General features: G+C 52.8%; 18 protein-coding genes. 2 read left to right on the forward strand and 16 right to left on the reverse strand.

The annotated features are described in order from the left end of the window. Positions 1–33 precede the first annotated feature (33 nt). Positions 34–486, reverse strand: coding sequence for a hypothetical protein (locus MHI42_RS07000; RefSeq protein ID WP_342423278.1), 453 nt, complete (start codon positions 484–486; stop codon positions 34–36). A gap of 136 nt (positions 487–622) precedes the next feature. Between MHI42_RS07000 and MHI42_RS07005 the strand changes: the two genes are divergently transcribed. After that, entirely contained in the window at positions 623–928 is a 306-nt protein-coding gene (locus MHI42_RS07005; protein ID WP_342423279.1) for a Dabb family protein, read from the forward strand. 7 nt (positions 929–935) lie between these two features. Here the strand turns inward: MHI42_RS07005 and lepB are convergent, their stop codons facing one another. The 11 genes from lepB to MHI42_RS07060 form a co-directional block, all read right to left on the reverse strand. Then, positions 936–1,433 (reverse strand): signal peptidase I, encoded by a 498-nt coding sequence (gene lepB, locus MHI42_RS07010; protein WP_039297176.1) that lies wholly within the window; start codon positions 1,431–1,433, stop codon positions 936–938. Positions 1,434–1,458: 25 nt separating this feature from the next. Continuing rightward, a complete protein-coding gene (locus MHI42_RS07015) occupies positions 1,459–1,869 on the reverse strand; it encodes a DUF4265 domain-containing protein (RefSeq protein WP_039297177.1) in 411 nt (136 codons plus the stop codon). A 34-nt stretch (positions 1,870–1,903) separates the two neighbouring features. Further along, positions 1,904–2,488, reverse strand: a complete 585-nt coding sequence (locus tag MHI42_RS07020) for a hypothetical protein (RefSeq protein WP_342423280.1) — start codon at positions 2,486–2,488, stop codon at positions 1,904–1,906. 143 nt (positions 2,489–2,631) lie between these two features. After that, positions 2,632–3,504, reverse strand: coding sequence for an SDR family oxidoreductase (locus tag MHI42_RS07025; protein WP_342423281.1), 873 nt, complete (start codon positions 3,502–3,504; stop codon positions 2,632–2,634). 30 nt (positions 3,505–3,534) lie between these two features. Continuing rightward, positions 3,535–4,122, reverse strand: a complete 588-nt coding sequence (gene pgsA / locus MHI42_RS07030; protein ID WP_342423282.1) for a CDP-diacylglycerol--glycerol-3-phosphate 3-phosphatidyltransferase — start codon at positions 4,120–4,122, stop codon at positions 3,535–3,537. A gap of 30 nt (positions 4,123–4,152) precedes the next feature. Continuing rightward, the gene (locus tag MHI42_RS07035) at positions 4,153–5,304 is read right to left on the reverse strand and encodes a GNAT family N-acetyltransferase (protein WP_342423283.1); all 1,152 of its coding nucleotides are present in this window, start codon (positions 5,302–5,304) and stop codon (positions 4,153–4,155) included. Beyond that, positions 5,301–6,617, reverse strand: coding sequence for a F390 synthetase-related protein (locus tag MHI42_RS07040; protein ID WP_342423284.1), 1,317 nt, complete (start codon positions 6,615–6,617; stop codon positions 5,301–5,303). Before MHI42_RS07040 ends, MHI42_RS07035 begins: the two co-directional genes overlap by 4 nt. Further along, complete coding sequence (locus MHI42_RS07045; RefSeq protein WP_342423285.1) at positions 6,614–7,468, reverse strand: MBL fold metallo-hydrolase; 855 nt, start codon at positions 7,466–7,468, stop codon at positions 6,614–6,616. Before MHI42_RS07045 ends, MHI42_RS07040 begins: the two co-directional genes overlap by 4 nt. Next, positions 7,465–8,457 carry an NAD(P)-dependent oxidoreductase gene (locus tag MHI42_RS07050; protein ID WP_342423286.1) on the reverse strand — a complete coding sequence of 331 codons (993 nt, stop codon included), beginning with the start codon at positions 8,455–8,457 and terminating at the stop codon, positions 7,465–7,467. The genes MHI42_RS07045 and MHI42_RS07050 overlap by 4 nt, the downstream gene beginning before the upstream one ends. Next, on the reverse strand, positions 8,454–9,665 hold the full coding sequence (locus MHI42_RS07055; RefSeq protein ID WP_342423287.1) for an ATP-grasp domain-containing protein: 1,212 nt from the start codon (positions 9,663–9,665) through the stop codon (positions 8,454–8,456). Before MHI42_RS07055 ends, MHI42_RS07050 begins: the two co-directional genes overlap by 4 nt. Next, positions 9,655–10,656, reverse strand: a complete 1,002-nt coding sequence (locus MHI42_RS07060) for a beta-ketoacyl-ACP synthase III (RefSeq protein WP_342423288.1) — start codon at positions 10,654–10,656, stop codon at positions 9,655–9,657. The genes MHI42_RS07055 and MHI42_RS07060 overlap by 11 nt, the downstream gene beginning before the upstream one ends. 303 nt (positions 10,657–10,959) lie before the next feature. Here MHI42_RS07060 and MHI42_RS07065 point away from each other — a divergent pair, with 303 nt between their 5' ends. Next, on the forward strand, positions 10,960–11,748 hold the full coding sequence (locus tag MHI42_RS07065) for a hypothetical protein (protein WP_342423289.1): 789 nt from the start codon (positions 10,960–10,962) through the stop codon (positions 11,746–11,748). A 14-nt stretch (positions 11,749–11,762) separates the two neighbouring features. On the opposite strand, the gene MHI42_RS07070 is transcribed toward MHI42_RS07065, so the two are convergent. The 4 genes from MHI42_RS07070 to MHI42_RS07085 form a co-directional block, all read right to left on the reverse strand. Continuing rightward, the gene (locus MHI42_RS07070) at positions 11,763–12,554 is read right to left on the reverse strand and encodes a lipid II flippase Amj family protein (RefSeq protein WP_039297192.1); all 792 of its coding nucleotides are present in this window, start codon (positions 12,552–12,554) and stop codon (positions 11,763–11,765) included. A 121-nt stretch (positions 12,555–12,675) separates the two neighbouring features. After that, positions 12,676–13,065, reverse strand: coding sequence for a DUF2809 domain-containing protein (locus MHI42_RS07075; protein ID WP_342423290.1), 390 nt, complete (start codon positions 13,063–13,065; stop codon positions 12,676–12,678). A gap of 75 nt (positions 13,066–13,140) precedes the next feature. After that, the gene (locus MHI42_RS07080; protein ID WP_342423291.1) at positions 13,141–13,617 is read right to left on the reverse strand and encodes an NUDIX domain-containing protein; all 477 of its coding nucleotides are present in this window, start codon (positions 13,615–13,617) and stop codon (positions 13,141–13,143) included. A gap of 53 nt (positions 13,618–13,670) precedes the next feature. Next, positions 13,671–14,129, reverse strand: coding sequence for a hypothetical protein (locus MHI42_RS07085; RefSeq protein ID WP_342423292.1), 459 nt, complete (start codon positions 14,127–14,129; stop codon positions 13,671–13,673). Positions 14,130–14,188 lie beyond the last annotated feature (59 nt).

The following is a 14,188-nucleotide window of genomic DNA, read 5'->3' on the forward strand; positions in this document are numbered from 1 at the left end:
ATCCCTGTCTTTAGCCGCCTTTCCATTAAATATTCACATCCACTTCACAAATCTCTTATATTTCAGCTTGATTCCGTTGGCTTCCGTCCAGTTCATCAGTCTTTTCATATCCTGCTCCCGGTCTTCGATGAACCTGAAGCACAGATTAACCGGGACAATCCTTTTACCTTCGGGCAATATTCCTACTAATGGACCATCTATGTATATTGCCTTAATCTGCTTGCCGGAGTAACTCCGGTTGCGAACTACAAGTGCATCTGTCCCCCACTTCAGCCTGCCGGCCTTCCGCAAAGCGTTAAATAGAATGAACAGAAAAGCCAGGAGACTGGCACTCAACCAGAACACCCGGAGATAGTAGATATACGGATGCCTATCTGCGTTGGTTATAGGAGTCAGAGCCACGAGCAGCCCCGGGAGAAGGATGCCTATCAATGTCCGAAGGGCCATAGGAGCCTTGATTCTGCTGTCGGTGGAGTATTCAGGCATTGTGTTCCCCTTTCATTGAACAAATTTATAGTATAATCTCGTTAGGCTTACAAAACGATGCTTATGCTTCCGAAGTCAGTTTTGACGAAGTGATCACAGGGAGCTTATGCTTACAAAACTTTTAGGAGGATCAATTATGTACGAGCATCTGGTAGCGTTCCAATTCAATGAGCATTTCGAACCGGGCAGTGAAGAAGGCCTGATTGTAGCCTTACTGGGGCTGAAGGATCAAATTCCGGGAATTGTGGAGATTACAGCAGGAGTGAACATGACGGAGGAAACGGAGAATATCCACGGCTATACGCTGGGGCTTCGCGTGACCTTTACAGATCAGGAAGCCCTGCGTCAATACGGGCCGCATCCGGCGCACCGTGCTTTTGTGGCAAGGCTGGAGGGGATTCTGGAGAATGTCGTCGTGGTAGATTACCCGGTTCGCCCGTAGCTTTTAATTAGAAAAGATTATTCACATCAAACAGCACTTTACCAATCAGTTTGTCTTTGTCTACAAACGGAGTACTCCATAAATGAGCGTCATAGCTGACATTCCGGTTATCGCCAAGGAAGAAATAGTGGTCTGCGGGAACGGTGACCGGTCCGAAGGTGTAGGTCATCGCTTCCTGGAGATACGGCTCGTCAACCGCCTCATTGTTACGGTACAGGGTACCGTCCTTAATCTCAATCTCATCTCCCGGCAGCCCAATCAGCCGTTTCACATATCTTTTATGCTCATCTCCGGCTACCGGGGGATAGAACACAACAATGTCGCCATGCTTCAGCGAGGAGTTCCAGAGCATTTTGTCCACAACCAGGCGGTCGTTAATCTCAATGGTCGGAATCATGGAGCCGGTCGGTACTCTCATCGCTTCAGCCACGTAAGTCCGGATAAATAAGGATAGAATAATGCCGATTGCAATACTGGGCACCCATTGTCTCAAGAATTTCTTCATAATATGCCACCTCGAATTAGTATAATTAGGCTTCAAAACGTCCGATAATCCGTGACATTTCCAGCTCTGCATCCACAGCAGAATGTTTAGGCAGATGAATCACAAGCAAACCGCCGAAGATCTGCTCCCATCTCCCCTCGTGCTCCGTAACCCGTTCTGTGAAGCTGCGGATCTCCTGCGAAGCAGCCGCTTCTTTGCTAAGCAGCCAGGCATACCTGACGAACCCGGATTTCTGCACCGTTTCTACATAATAGGCAATGCCCTCTTGTTCTCTCACCCGTATGATGTCACCAAGAGCAATCCCCGGGTTAAAAATCGGCGTTTCTTCAATCCGGTATTTGTCCCTGGCAACCGGAGTCACATCCAGAACCTCAATCTCACGGCCACGCTCATCAAAGCAAATATGTAATCCTACTGTTCCCGGCAATGCATACACCCCAGTTCTGCTTCTGCAAAGATAAGAAATCCAGCTAACAATACTCCTCTAAAAGCGTTATCCACCATTGCTTGTTCACCAGATACTTATAACCGGGCGGCAGCAGAAGATAACCATGGACCGGCTTCACGGGTTCCTTAATACCATAGACCAGATCGATCCGGAGTGTGAAGGTGCTGATGCTTCTGCCTGTCTGCACCTCAAACTCGTTAATATAATTGTAGATGTCCGGCGCAGCCTCCCAGAAGCGCATAGCGGTCTGCCCCCCCACCTCCATCTCCCACCATTCTATAAAAGCCGGCCACAGTCCGGCACAGGTCTGCCGCAGTGCCGGATCGGCCACAGTCTCAAACCCCGGAGGCTGGTGCAGCAGCGGATGTTTTCCCGCCAGGATGCAATCCGTTTTATAACGCACCAGCTCGAGCCACCACTGTTCATAAGCCGACTTCAGCGAATCGGAGTCCGGAAGACCCGGGTCAGAGCCGGAAGCAGGCCACACATGCTGCCCTCCAGGTCCGCGCAATGCCCCAACAGAACAGCCTACATACGATGCGAAGTTCAACCCGTAATCTCCGCCAATGCTGATATGCCATTGATTAGCTCCATTCAGCTCATGCATGACCATTCTCCTCTGTTCAAGTTCAAAATGTGATCTTCCAGACAATTCCCATCGTCAGCGCCATAGCTAAACTGTAAGGGAAATTCCGGCAGAACGCAATCCTCATCCTTGGGCTGCGGCTCCCAGCTATTTCAGGCTGTCATTCATTTCATCGCGCGCAGTGACCTTGCAATGATGCCCTCCAGTACCTTCCAGGGAAGCAGCATTTTGCCCAGCATGAGGACCCGTGAGCCTTTGCCGACAGGATAGCGCAGTTTGGGTGCACGCTTCTCTGTAATCCGCCCGATCAACTCAGCAACCTCCTGCGGATCCGGCGCTGTCTCAGCGGTCCGCCGGGAGTAGCGCAGCACCTCCTCCAGCCTGGCCTGGTAAGGAGAGCCTTCGCTGCTATGGATTCCGGCAATGCCTTTTCCCCAGATCGGCGTGCGGAATGAGCCGGGTTCCACCAGTACTACGCGGACGCCAAAAGAAAGCATCTCCTGCCGCAGGCTCTCGCTGAAGCCTTCCACTGCAAACTTGGAGGCGGCATACGGTGCATATCCGGGAAAACCGGTCAGCCCGCTGACACTGCTCACGTTGATAATCAGTCCCGTGCGCTGCATACGCATGATGGGAAGTACCGCCTTGGTTACTGCTATCAGGCCGAAGAAGTTCGTCTCCATCTGCAGCCGCCACGCCTCCATGCTTACTTCTTCCACATAGCCGCCTACAGCAAAACCGGCATTGTTCACCAGCACATCCATTCTTCCGAACAGCTCAGTAACCGCGTGGATTGCTGAAGCAACGGAAGATTCATCCGTCACATCCAGCGTCATCAGATGAATACGCTCCAGAACACCAGCCTGTTCAGCCTGCTGTACAAGCTCGTCTTTGCGGCTGAGATCCCGCATGGTGGCGATTACCTTATAGCCTCTGCGCGCCAGTGTAAGTGCAGTCAGCAGCCCGAAACCGCTGGAAGTGCCAGTTATGAGTGCGATTGGATCATGACCATGGGGCAAGTCTGGAATAGCGTTCATATTGCAGCTCCTTTAATAGATAAGTGATGTTCAATGTCCAAGCTGCAGTAATAGATAGTTGTTCTTAATATAGTTATAGCCCGAGTATACCGTCATGACCAAAGCGCCATACAGCAGTGTCTGGCCGACCGGAAACGAAGTGAACAGGCTGAACGGAGCATTATTCAACAGGATTGCCGAGATGGCCGTAACCTGCAGCACCATTTTCCACTTGCCATATCTGTCAGCTGAGAGAGCTATCCTTTGCGCTGAAGCAGCGATCCGGATGCCCATCATTACAATTTCCCTGGCCAAGATTACAAAAGCAATCCAAGAAGCGATCAAATGCAGGCTTACCATCAGGATTAACGCCGCAGCAATGAGCAGCTTGTCTGCCAGAGGATCAAGCAATTTCCCGAAATTTGTGATCTGATTATATTTTCTTGCGATATATCCATCCAGCTTGTCTGTGGCAGAAGCCACAATAAAGACCAATGCCGCATAGAAAACCCCATGTATTTCAAGATGCTGCAGGACTGCCGATTTACTGACTAAGGCTTCAGGATAAATAGGAAAGAGTGCAATGAACAAAGGAATCAGCAGTATCCGGAAGAAGGTGATACGGTTAGCGAGATTCATTTTTTGCCTCCTACGATTTGTTGATCCAGACTACAGCTTCAGCTTCTGAATCAGCGGCATGCCGATCCGCCGGAGCAGCAGCTCCAGAAATGACCAGCCGCAGCGGTTCAGCCAGGAAGTGTCCTGGTCGTACACGGCAGAATATTCTATGGCCCCCACCGCTCCCCGGTTGCGTTTGAACTGGCCTACACCGGAGCTCTCATGCAGCAGTAGACCGCGGCTTCCGGCAAGCCCGATCAGAACGGCAGACAGCATACGGTAGAGTCCGACAGACTGGGGCAGAGCTGTGTCATAGCCGAAGAGCGGCGCTGTCATTGCGCCATCCCGCTCATAGAAGCCAAGTACCGCATCCAGCCTTCCTTCCTGATCATGCCGCAGCCCGTAGATCTGCAGCGTCCCCCGCTCCAGTGCCAAGGCAATGAAAGCTTCTGTAAACTGCGGGTTATACGCCGAATACTTGTCAATGTACAGCAGCCTATACAGCTCCACAATCCGGTTAATATCCTCTGGTGTAATTTCAGCCGGGGATACTTCGGTGTACCCGTGTTTGGCCAGCAGACTATGGTCGCGTTTAACGAGCCATCTGGCTTTGGAGCCGGTGCTGTTCTGCTGCAGCAGGTAAATCTGCCGGCTTGGCACCAGCTTGCAGCCGTACCCGCGCAGACTGCCGATGAGGTCTCCTGAAGTTTCTATACTGAGCGAGCGGTACATAATCGTATAGCCGGGATAGGCGTGACGGAGATACTCCAGCAATTCCGTCAGCTGACTGGCGCTGAGCGCAGGATACAGATTGGTGGACAGCAGCCAGTTATTAACCTGAATCACCCGGTTGAACCGTCCTTGTCTCAGCAGCCAGCCCATTCCCCCCAGCATGATGGATAATGCGCCTTCAAGCATCCGGTTGTTCAGCAGAGCAAGCTCCTCGCGCGCATAACTGACATAATTCGTATAGGGGGAACACACATATGAATTATCATAATTGCCATCGTTGACCGTAACCGGAACCGGGATGCCGTCCACTGTCAGCACCTTAACGATGGTATGGACGTTGGAGATATAATATTCCGTATCCCGTTCCAGCAGCGGAGTAATATACTCGCGGGCATACCGCCCATATTCTGTATCCGGCCATTCCAGCTGATCCACCGAATGGCGGTCATATTGAAATACTCTGCTGTTCACAGCTTCCAGCCCCTCTCCACCCGGCGCAGCTTCTGCCTGCCGGGGGTGAAGCTGTACGCTGTGAATTTCAGCTGCGGAGGAATACAGGACAGCCGCGTGAACAGACGTGACAGCTCGCCGGCAATCAGCGGCTCGGTATCCTCCGTGCTGCCCGGCCGTGTGCGGTACGAGACCTCCAGCTCAAGCAGGCTATGCTGGATAACACGGTAATGCTCAATATCTGCAGAGGCTGCCAGCACTGCCCGGGTGATGAAATCCGGAAACACCGTGACCATTTGGCCGTCTGAAACATGCGGAAGATACAGGATATCGTCACAGCGGCCTTCAATCCGCTCGATCGCTGTAAACAGTGAACCGCAGGGACAAGGCTCAGCCGCTTCGGTCAGAATATCATTCAGCCGGTAGCGGACTATAGGCTGGACGGATCTGGAGAAATCGGTCACGACCGGTACGAACCGACGGGATTCCTTATCAAGTACTTCCTTTTCAATATGTACAATGTCCTCATTGAGATGCAGTGTCCCATGACTGCAGGTAGCGCCAAGAAAGCCCTCGGTGCATTGATAGGCCTGATGCACCTTCTGTCCGAAAGTACGCTCAATATGCTCCCGGTCCAGAGGGTCCAGCACTTCCGCGACAGCGATGATTCTGCGCGGCTTCAGATTCAGGCTGCCTGACTGCTGTGCTTCGGCCAGCAGTCTCAGCATGGAAGGCGGTGCGATCCAGATATCCGGGCGGTACTGCTCCATTCGGGCCATGAGCTGCGGAAGCGGCTCCAGCAGATCGAAGTACTGGAACTGCAGCCGGCCCTGCTCCACGGATTCATACAAATTGCTGTTTGCCCGCAGGAAAAAGGCAATCCGCGCACGTCTCCACAGTCCCCCAGGCAAAAGCTTGGCCAGCACAGTGCCGGTCCAGGCTGCCTGTTCGTCTTCTCCGACGAGGAAGATCCCCCGGCTGCCCGAGGTTCCTGAGGACAAACCAACAGTGACGCCTTGAAGGGTAGGCTTGAAATCCCTGCTGTTCTCCGCTTCATAGGCTTCGGCAAACGCCTGTTCCTTCGTGATACCCGCTGTATTCAGGTCATCGAAATTCCCCATCATCAGTGACTTCTCGATCACAGGAAACTTCCGCCAATCAGCCGCCGGAATGCCTCCCCACAGCTCCCTGTAGAACCGGGAGCTCTCCCTTACCTTGTCCACATGGCGCCGGATGCGCAGCTCCTGCCATTGCTCCAGCTCTGCGCGGTTCTTCCAGCGCCGGCCCCATTTGGTGAGAATATAATGTGTAATGACTAACCTCATCCGCTTCATTTCACACTTCCCGTTCCCCAGAGCGCAAGCGCCTCGCGGCAATGGCTCGGTACGATCCGGATGTCTGGAAACCGCTCATGGATCTGGCGCAGCCGTTCAAAATTCTGTTTGTACTCCGCACGGCTGGACATAATCAGGCCGGCTGCCGGATGCGGCTTGCGGTTCTCCCGGAAAGCCCGGCTGGACCAGACCGTATCCGCGCAGAGCAGATAATCATGTTCCCCGGTGGAGACGAACAAGCCAATCATGCCGGCGGCATGGCCTGACATCTCCACCGCCAGCAGGCTTCCGTCTCCAAGCAGATCATACGCCTCCGTGAACGGAAGTCCTTCCGGCAGCTTGCGCATAGCCGAATACTCATCAACGGGCAACGAACGGACGTTGAAGTCATCCGGCAGCAGCCCCGGCAGAAATCCTGCCTTCGTCGCCCGGACCGGACCCAGTCTGCTTACGGCATCGTAGGATTTACGCAAATAGATAAACTTCGCCTGCGGGAAATCCTGCACCCCGCCGATATGATCCGCATGGAAATGCGATAGCACAACATAACGAACATCCTCCGGAGCAATCCCGCCTTCCTGGAGCCGCCGCGCTGCGCTCTCTTCATCTGTGTACACTACTGGCGTGATCCGGCGGTAGAGCGAAGCCGGCATACGCGCTGTTTCCTGAAAGAACCGGGCACTATAGCCCGTATCGAACAGGATTGGGCCATGCTGTGGATGCCGGATCAAGGCATAGCCTGCCGGAAAACGGGCGGGCTTAAGCGAACCTCCCCGCAGTGTCAGAAGTTCAGGATGCAGGCAATATCCCGCAGACAATATAGATAATCCAACCGGTATCTCTGTAATCATTGCTGTTCCCTCCACCATTCTGCGAAGTTACGAAGACCTTCGTCTAAGGTCACGCGCGGGTGATAGCCAAGCTGCTCCCGGGCCTCCGAAATATCCAGCGTCTGGGAGATTCCCAGCGCGGCTGCTGAATAACGGGTGAGCAGCGGTTCTCCCAGGAAAGGCAGCAGCCTGTGGACACCCTCCATCATTCCTGCTGCGGCATAAGCGGCAGCATACGGCAGCCGCCTGGTATGCAGAGGAATATCAAGCAGGGAGAACAAGCTGGTCACCAGGTCCCTGAACATGACCGGCTCACCGTTGGTAATGTTATAGGCCCGCCCGGAGGCAGAGTGCGGGGCTTCACAGCAGAGCAGCATGGCATCGATTACGTTCTCCACACAGGTAAGATCAATTCTTGCCGTTCCGTCGTTCATCAGCGGAACACCCTTGGTCTCATTAGCCGCAAGCAGCCGCGGGAAGAGGGCATTGTCCATCGGGCCGAAGATCGCTCTCGGCCGGAGCATAAATGCTGTAAGCCCGTGTCCTGCTGCCTGCTCCACTACCCGCTCGGCCATAAGCTTCGTCGCGGCATAAGCATTGGCCGGCTTCCCGGGCAGCGGGTCACTCTCCCGGATTCCGAAGCGGTGACGCTGGCTGGAATACACGCTTGGTGTAGAGATATGAATCAGCCGCCCTACACCCTGCCGCCTGCATCCCTCGGCAATGTGGCCTGTCGCTTCCACATTGCATGCATAGAAGTCCCGGTATTTCCCCCAAGGCGAAGACAACGCCGCACAGTGGAATACGAAATCCATCCCCTGACAGGCGCGGTCTGCCGTTTCAGCATCCCGCAGGTCCCCGGGAAGGAATACCGCTCCTTCCTTCTCAAGCCCCCTCCCAAGCTCAGGATTCCGTCCCTGCCCGTAGACCTCCCAGCCCAGCTTAACCAGTCTGCGTACGGTATGCTGCCCCAGAAAGCCGGTCGCCCCTGTCACCAGTGCTTTTGTCATCCTTCACCATTCCATTCTATATCTTCTGTCAGCGCTTCTGTAATTGAAATCCGGTGCCGCCAGGCAGTCTTCTGTGCGGCATAGACCACACGGAACTGCTCGCGGAAAGGACGCTGATCACCCTTCCGGCAGATTACATCTTCTGCTCCGCACAGTGCCCGCCGCCAATTACTCCAGCCTCCGCGCCCCGGCTTCAGTCCGCAGCCGAGCATCGGCAGAGTCAGCATAGCTCTTCGGTCTGAGTGCGGAATCAATACTTGTCCGGTCTGCACAAGCATACCGGGGTTCAGCAGAGCCTCCGTTAGCCCATCCTCCGGGGTGAACAGATGAATCCCGCTGGTCGCACGCGGATTACATTCAATCGGATACAGAATTCCGTCCTCCGCCTCAATAAAATCAAACCCGATCTGGCCGCTGAAGCCGATAGCTCCAGCAAACCGTTGCACCCACTCCTGTGCCGCAGGATGGTCAAGGTGTTCGAAATATACACTTGCACCGCTCCGGCCCGTCCGGTACCTGCTGTCATACGCTGCATGCGCTACTACCGATCCTTCATGCACAATACTGTAAGTGCAGACCGCCTTGCCCTTGATATACTGCTGTGCCACCCAGGGTGCAGCAGCGGAAATACCGGACGGAGGAGGGATTTGTCGCTGCTTCTGGCTCCCGTACCCTGCGGCATCACCGTTACTAGGCAGGATCACTTTAGAGGCAAACCGTGAAAAGGCCGGTTTATAGACCTGCTGTTTGCCGTCCGCCGCAGCAATCTCTTGGGTCCGGTGCCACTCGGCAGCGCTGCTGATTAGGGTAGTCTCCGGGACGGCAAACCCAAGAGAGCGGACCCAGGCAATGAACTCCCCCTTGTGATGCAGCCCCGCCAGGATCTCACGGCAGGGAGCAAGCACCCGGCAGCCGGATAGATGCTCAAGTCCAGCAGCGATGTAGAATATCTCTTCGCAGGTGGGAATCAGACAGCTAATATTCAGTTCCTCCGTTAAACCGGCGAGCCGCTGAATATAAGCCTGTGGCTGATGCCGGGGAGAAGGCACAAGGAAGCTGGCCTCGACAGCGGAGGACACCCGGCACAGATGATACTCTGCGCTTTCAGCAACGAAAACCCGGTGGCCTGCTGCCTTGAACAGCCTGGCCAGCTCCAGCGCTACCGGGGCGCGTCCGCCGGTAATCAGAATATTCTGATCAATAGTCAATAATCATGCCTCCCAAAGACAACCCTGCCGCTGTACCAATCAGCATAATCCGGTCTCCGCGGGTAATCCTGCCCTGCCCTATCGCTTCATGCAGTCCCATCGGTATGGAAGCCGCAATGGTATTGCCATGTCCTGCTGTATTGTCGAGGAACCGGTCCTCGGCAATTCCCAGCTTCTTGCGCAGCAGCCGCATAGCCATGGCACTGCCCTGATGAGGAATGACCAGACGGAAGTCACTCATCTGATTACCCGTAGCTGTCAGCATTTCACTGATGAAATCCGGAAGCAGCTTCGAAGCCTTGCGGAAGATGGCCTGCCCGTCCATATGAAATAAATAAGGCACTGCATTCTCCGCTGTGAATTTCTGGGCATGCAGCCTTGTGCCGCCCCCGGCGATTTCCGAATATCGCGCGCCGCTGCTGTAGGTTTTGAGTGACGCATGAAGAATTCCAGAGACATCACCTGCTTCTGCCGGACCAATAACAACTGCCGCCGCCCCGTCACCAAACAGTGCCGAGCTCTCCTTATCCTCCCAATTGAGCCCTGCCGATGCGATTTCTGTAGCAACCAGCAGTACATTCTTGTATCTTCCCGCTTCAACCATATATGACATAACATCAAGACCTACCAGAAAACTCAGGCAGGTCGCATCGATATCAAAAGCCGGAACGCCGGAATCGGCCTGTCCCATCGCCTGCTGAATGAATACTGCCGTACTCGGAAGCGGCTGCTCCTTAGTCCCGCTTGTACAAACCAGACAATCGATGTCCTCGAAGCTTAAGCCTGCATCGGCCAATGCCGCTTCCGCAGCTTTTGCACCCATCATAGAAGCAGTTTCACCTTCACCGGCATAATGGCGGATGCCAACTCCGGTTATTTTATTGACCCAGCCCGGAGGTGTGCCAAGTACAACATCAAGCTCCGCGTCACTAATCTCACGTTCCGGCAAATATTTGCCTGTACCTTTTATTTTCACATGTCTAAGTTGCATCCTGCATCCCCTATTCCTATGAGTACCTAAGATGTCGAACTTTATATATTATTGTAAACTATAGATATATTCTACTAGATTTCCTGGCCAAGTCATATAAAAAGAAGCATATCACAAATAAGAACTAATGTTCTTTATTTTCCTTGACTATCCATTCCTTCAGGGTTATAGTAAATGAACAATAACACACTAAGCGGGAGAAGCACCTCGCAGGATCGGCAGTTCATGCCTTTCTTGGAGGTGCTTCTTTGTGTCCTATGGTGTTGTATTGGCAAAAATTAATGATGACAGGAGCGGAATGAAATGTTGAAATTGACCCGTTTCACCAGCGAGTTTGTAAAGAGAATCACGGTTATGCTGATCCTGCTGACACTTTGGGCTGGTGCTGTCCCGCAGGTCTCTGCTGCTTCAGACTGGGATTCAGCACTTGATGAGATTCACAATCTTTATACGGATTATACGGAACTGCAGGTAGTGTTAAAGTCGGAAATTCAGCGGAACCAGGAGCTGCGCAAGCAGAATAATGCGGCGTTCACAGCGGTTAATGCCAAGCTGCAATCCACAGATGCCGCCCAGCTTGCCAAGCTGCGTGCTGCAGCCGAAGCCATGCAGAAGAAGCATGCCCCAGTGCTGGAGCAATACACTTCACTCGGTAAACAGGCGGCAGCTGCGCGCAAGGCCACTAACCTGAAGAGTGCCACGCTCCTTGAGATCAAGCGCAATAAGCTTAAGCCGGCCGCAGTTGCAGCACGGGCTGAAGTGAAGGTCACAACCTCTGCACTTGCAGAAGCCAAGGCGATTACCGCTGGAAGAAACAAGCCCGCTAAGGATGCCCTTGCACCCATTGCAAACCTCAAGAAACAGATCACCGCGCAGAACAAATTGTTCTCAGCAATGCAAGCCGAAAGAAGTGAAGCCGACAAACGCTACAAAGCCGCCGTCAAGGCGGGGGATGCCACCAAGGCCGCGGCTGCGATGAAGCTGTCTTACAGCAAAATGGGTGAGATCCGGACAATGACCGGACGTATGTACAGCTGGGAACAGCAGATTAGTACAGCACTCCGTTCCGCAGAATTGAAGCTGCCGAAGTGACTTGTCCCGCAGAATCAGAGCAGCTTCACCAGCCAGCAAATGATGTAGGCTCCCGGAACAAGCAGTGCTTGACCGAGCAATGATCCCAGAAAGCGTGAGCCCATCAGCAGAACATAGATTTTGCCCAGCTGATCACGGTATTCCACATTTTCAGTCGCCTTATGGGTAATAATCCCGAGCTGCGGGTCGATGAACACCGTCAGCAGGATCGTCGCTAACCCGTTAATCAGACCCGAAGCCTGGGAGGCAGTTGTGCTTAAATCAGGCATCAGCTTGGCTGCATACATGGAGGATAACACCCCAACGGTGTAGAAGGCCGTAACGAATATATTCATCACGATGAACCGTTTTGGAATACCCAGATAACGGAAGCTGCGCAGCCTTACCTTTGGCCTGCGGATATATTTCCGCGTATTCTTGAGCTGGCCGACGGTTACGCTGGTCAGGAGCTTCGGAATGGAGCCTTCAATCTCAAGCTTAGAGATGATTCTTCCGAACAGCCCTACGAAGGTAGGAAACAAGGCGATGGCTATTAGGGTGCCCAGTGAAGAAGCCAGCATAATAATCCGCAGATAGTTGAGCAGCGGAAAGCTGTCGTCTATTTTGCCATAGTCTACGAATTTGGCCGTTAAGGGAGCCTGTACCATATTAGCCGTTCTGGAGACCAGCACGATGATACCGGTCAGGGATAAGGCGATGGCAATCTTGTTCAGCTTCACTCCGGCAAAACGCACCGAATACGATAACGTCTCTGCTGTGTGAATGATCAAGGTAAGCAGGCATACCACGATTAAACTGTTCGTCATTTGCAGTTACTCATCTCCAAATCAGGCAGCGTTCGGCGGATTACCGGCAGTCTCATTCCAAATTATTACATACCGGCATCGCCTCACTTAATATATATTCTTCCTCCTGTATATTCCAGAATCAATTTTGTAAGATTTGGTCAATTACATAGCAGAACAGAATTCCGGCCGTATACCGGACCAGATCAATCCAGAGGAAGCCCTGGCCCAGAATCAGTCCGCCTGCTGTAGTCGAGCGTACATGTATAATCCATTCCGCCTGATAGAGCTGGCTGAACTCAATCCCGAAGCTGAAGCACAGGCTGAGTATAAGCGACAATCTTAGCGGATACCGGGTCAACAGCACCCGGAAGGCAAGGTAGATCATCCCTGCCCAGATCGCATCCCCAAAGTGTCCGCTGACAAAGCGCGGCAGCTGGTCACCATATACCCTGGTCCCAAGGCCCAGCATAACAGCGAGCAGTACTGCGCCGCAGTAAAACAGTTTGGATCTTATTACCGGATTATGCAATGGAATTACTCCTTCGTATTGAAACTGCTGAATCCTATGGGAACAATATCTTCATTTTGCTTAAATGGCAGTGCTCTACTCAAAAATAACTTTCCGTGTATCAGAGGCATCGCTCACAAACAGCTTCGGGGGATACGGGATGGCTAACTCAGGCAGTTCATCTTCCTTGAAGAACTCCAGTTCTTCCGCCTCCCCGTCCACACTTCTCAGATGTCCTTTGACGATGACGCATTCAAACACAATCACCGTGTACTCCACCTGATCACCATTTATATATTCATATCTGTATTTCCCGCCGCCAAATACGCCGAGGATCTGTTCAGGTGTAACCATCAGGCCCGTCTCTTCAAACACCTCTCTGCGGAGCGCTCTGGATGGTGTTTCTCCAGGCTCGACCGCCCCTGCGGGCAGCCCCCACAGCGTCTCATCTTTCTTGCGGATCAGCAGAATTCTGCCTTGTTCATCCCGCACTACCGCCGCTACTGACGGCATCATTAATAACCCGTTGCCGGTCTTGCCGCGCAGCTCCCGGTAATATTCAGACATTGGCATGAAGATTCCTCCTAAGATTGATTTAGCATTTTATTATAACCCTTCATTCCGGCCTAAAGCTCATCCTTGCGAAAAGAAACCGGATTAACCTTGAAGTCTTCCGGCTGATTCTGACAATCAGACAATTCTACCTTGTAGAATTCTTCGACCTCCGTAAGCTGGATCTCCCGGCAGACATATTCGATTTTCCCGTTGTATCCGGCCCAGTCCCGGGTGCTGTCCACCGTCCAGTGCAGCTCTCTGCCATCATCATAGAAATCATGAATATACGGTCCGCTGTCGGTGCCCCACTCAAGCATGGTAAGATTGTCTCCTTTGCCTTCCTTAAATCTATGTATCATTTCTCTAATTCTGTCCAAATCCAGCTGATCAAAATGCGTAATCAAGTTACGCTGATCCCTGGCCAGAGGGACTGGCTTATTGATTTCCCGTATCCATAACCCTGCGAGTAAAACTATAATCAGCGTTTCCAGTACGATAATAGCCGGATAGTATTTCTTGAATCTCTTCATATTCCCTCCCGCTCCGGGGTATATTGGGCAACCCGTATACCTCTATATTTGACACGGTT

The organism is Paenibacillus sp. FSL E2-0178 (genome assembly GCF_038593005.1).
Taxonomy (GTDB): domain Bacteria; phylum Bacillota; class Bacilli; order Paenibacillales; family Paenibacillaceae; genus Paenibacillus_AQ; species Paenibacillus_AQ phytohabitans.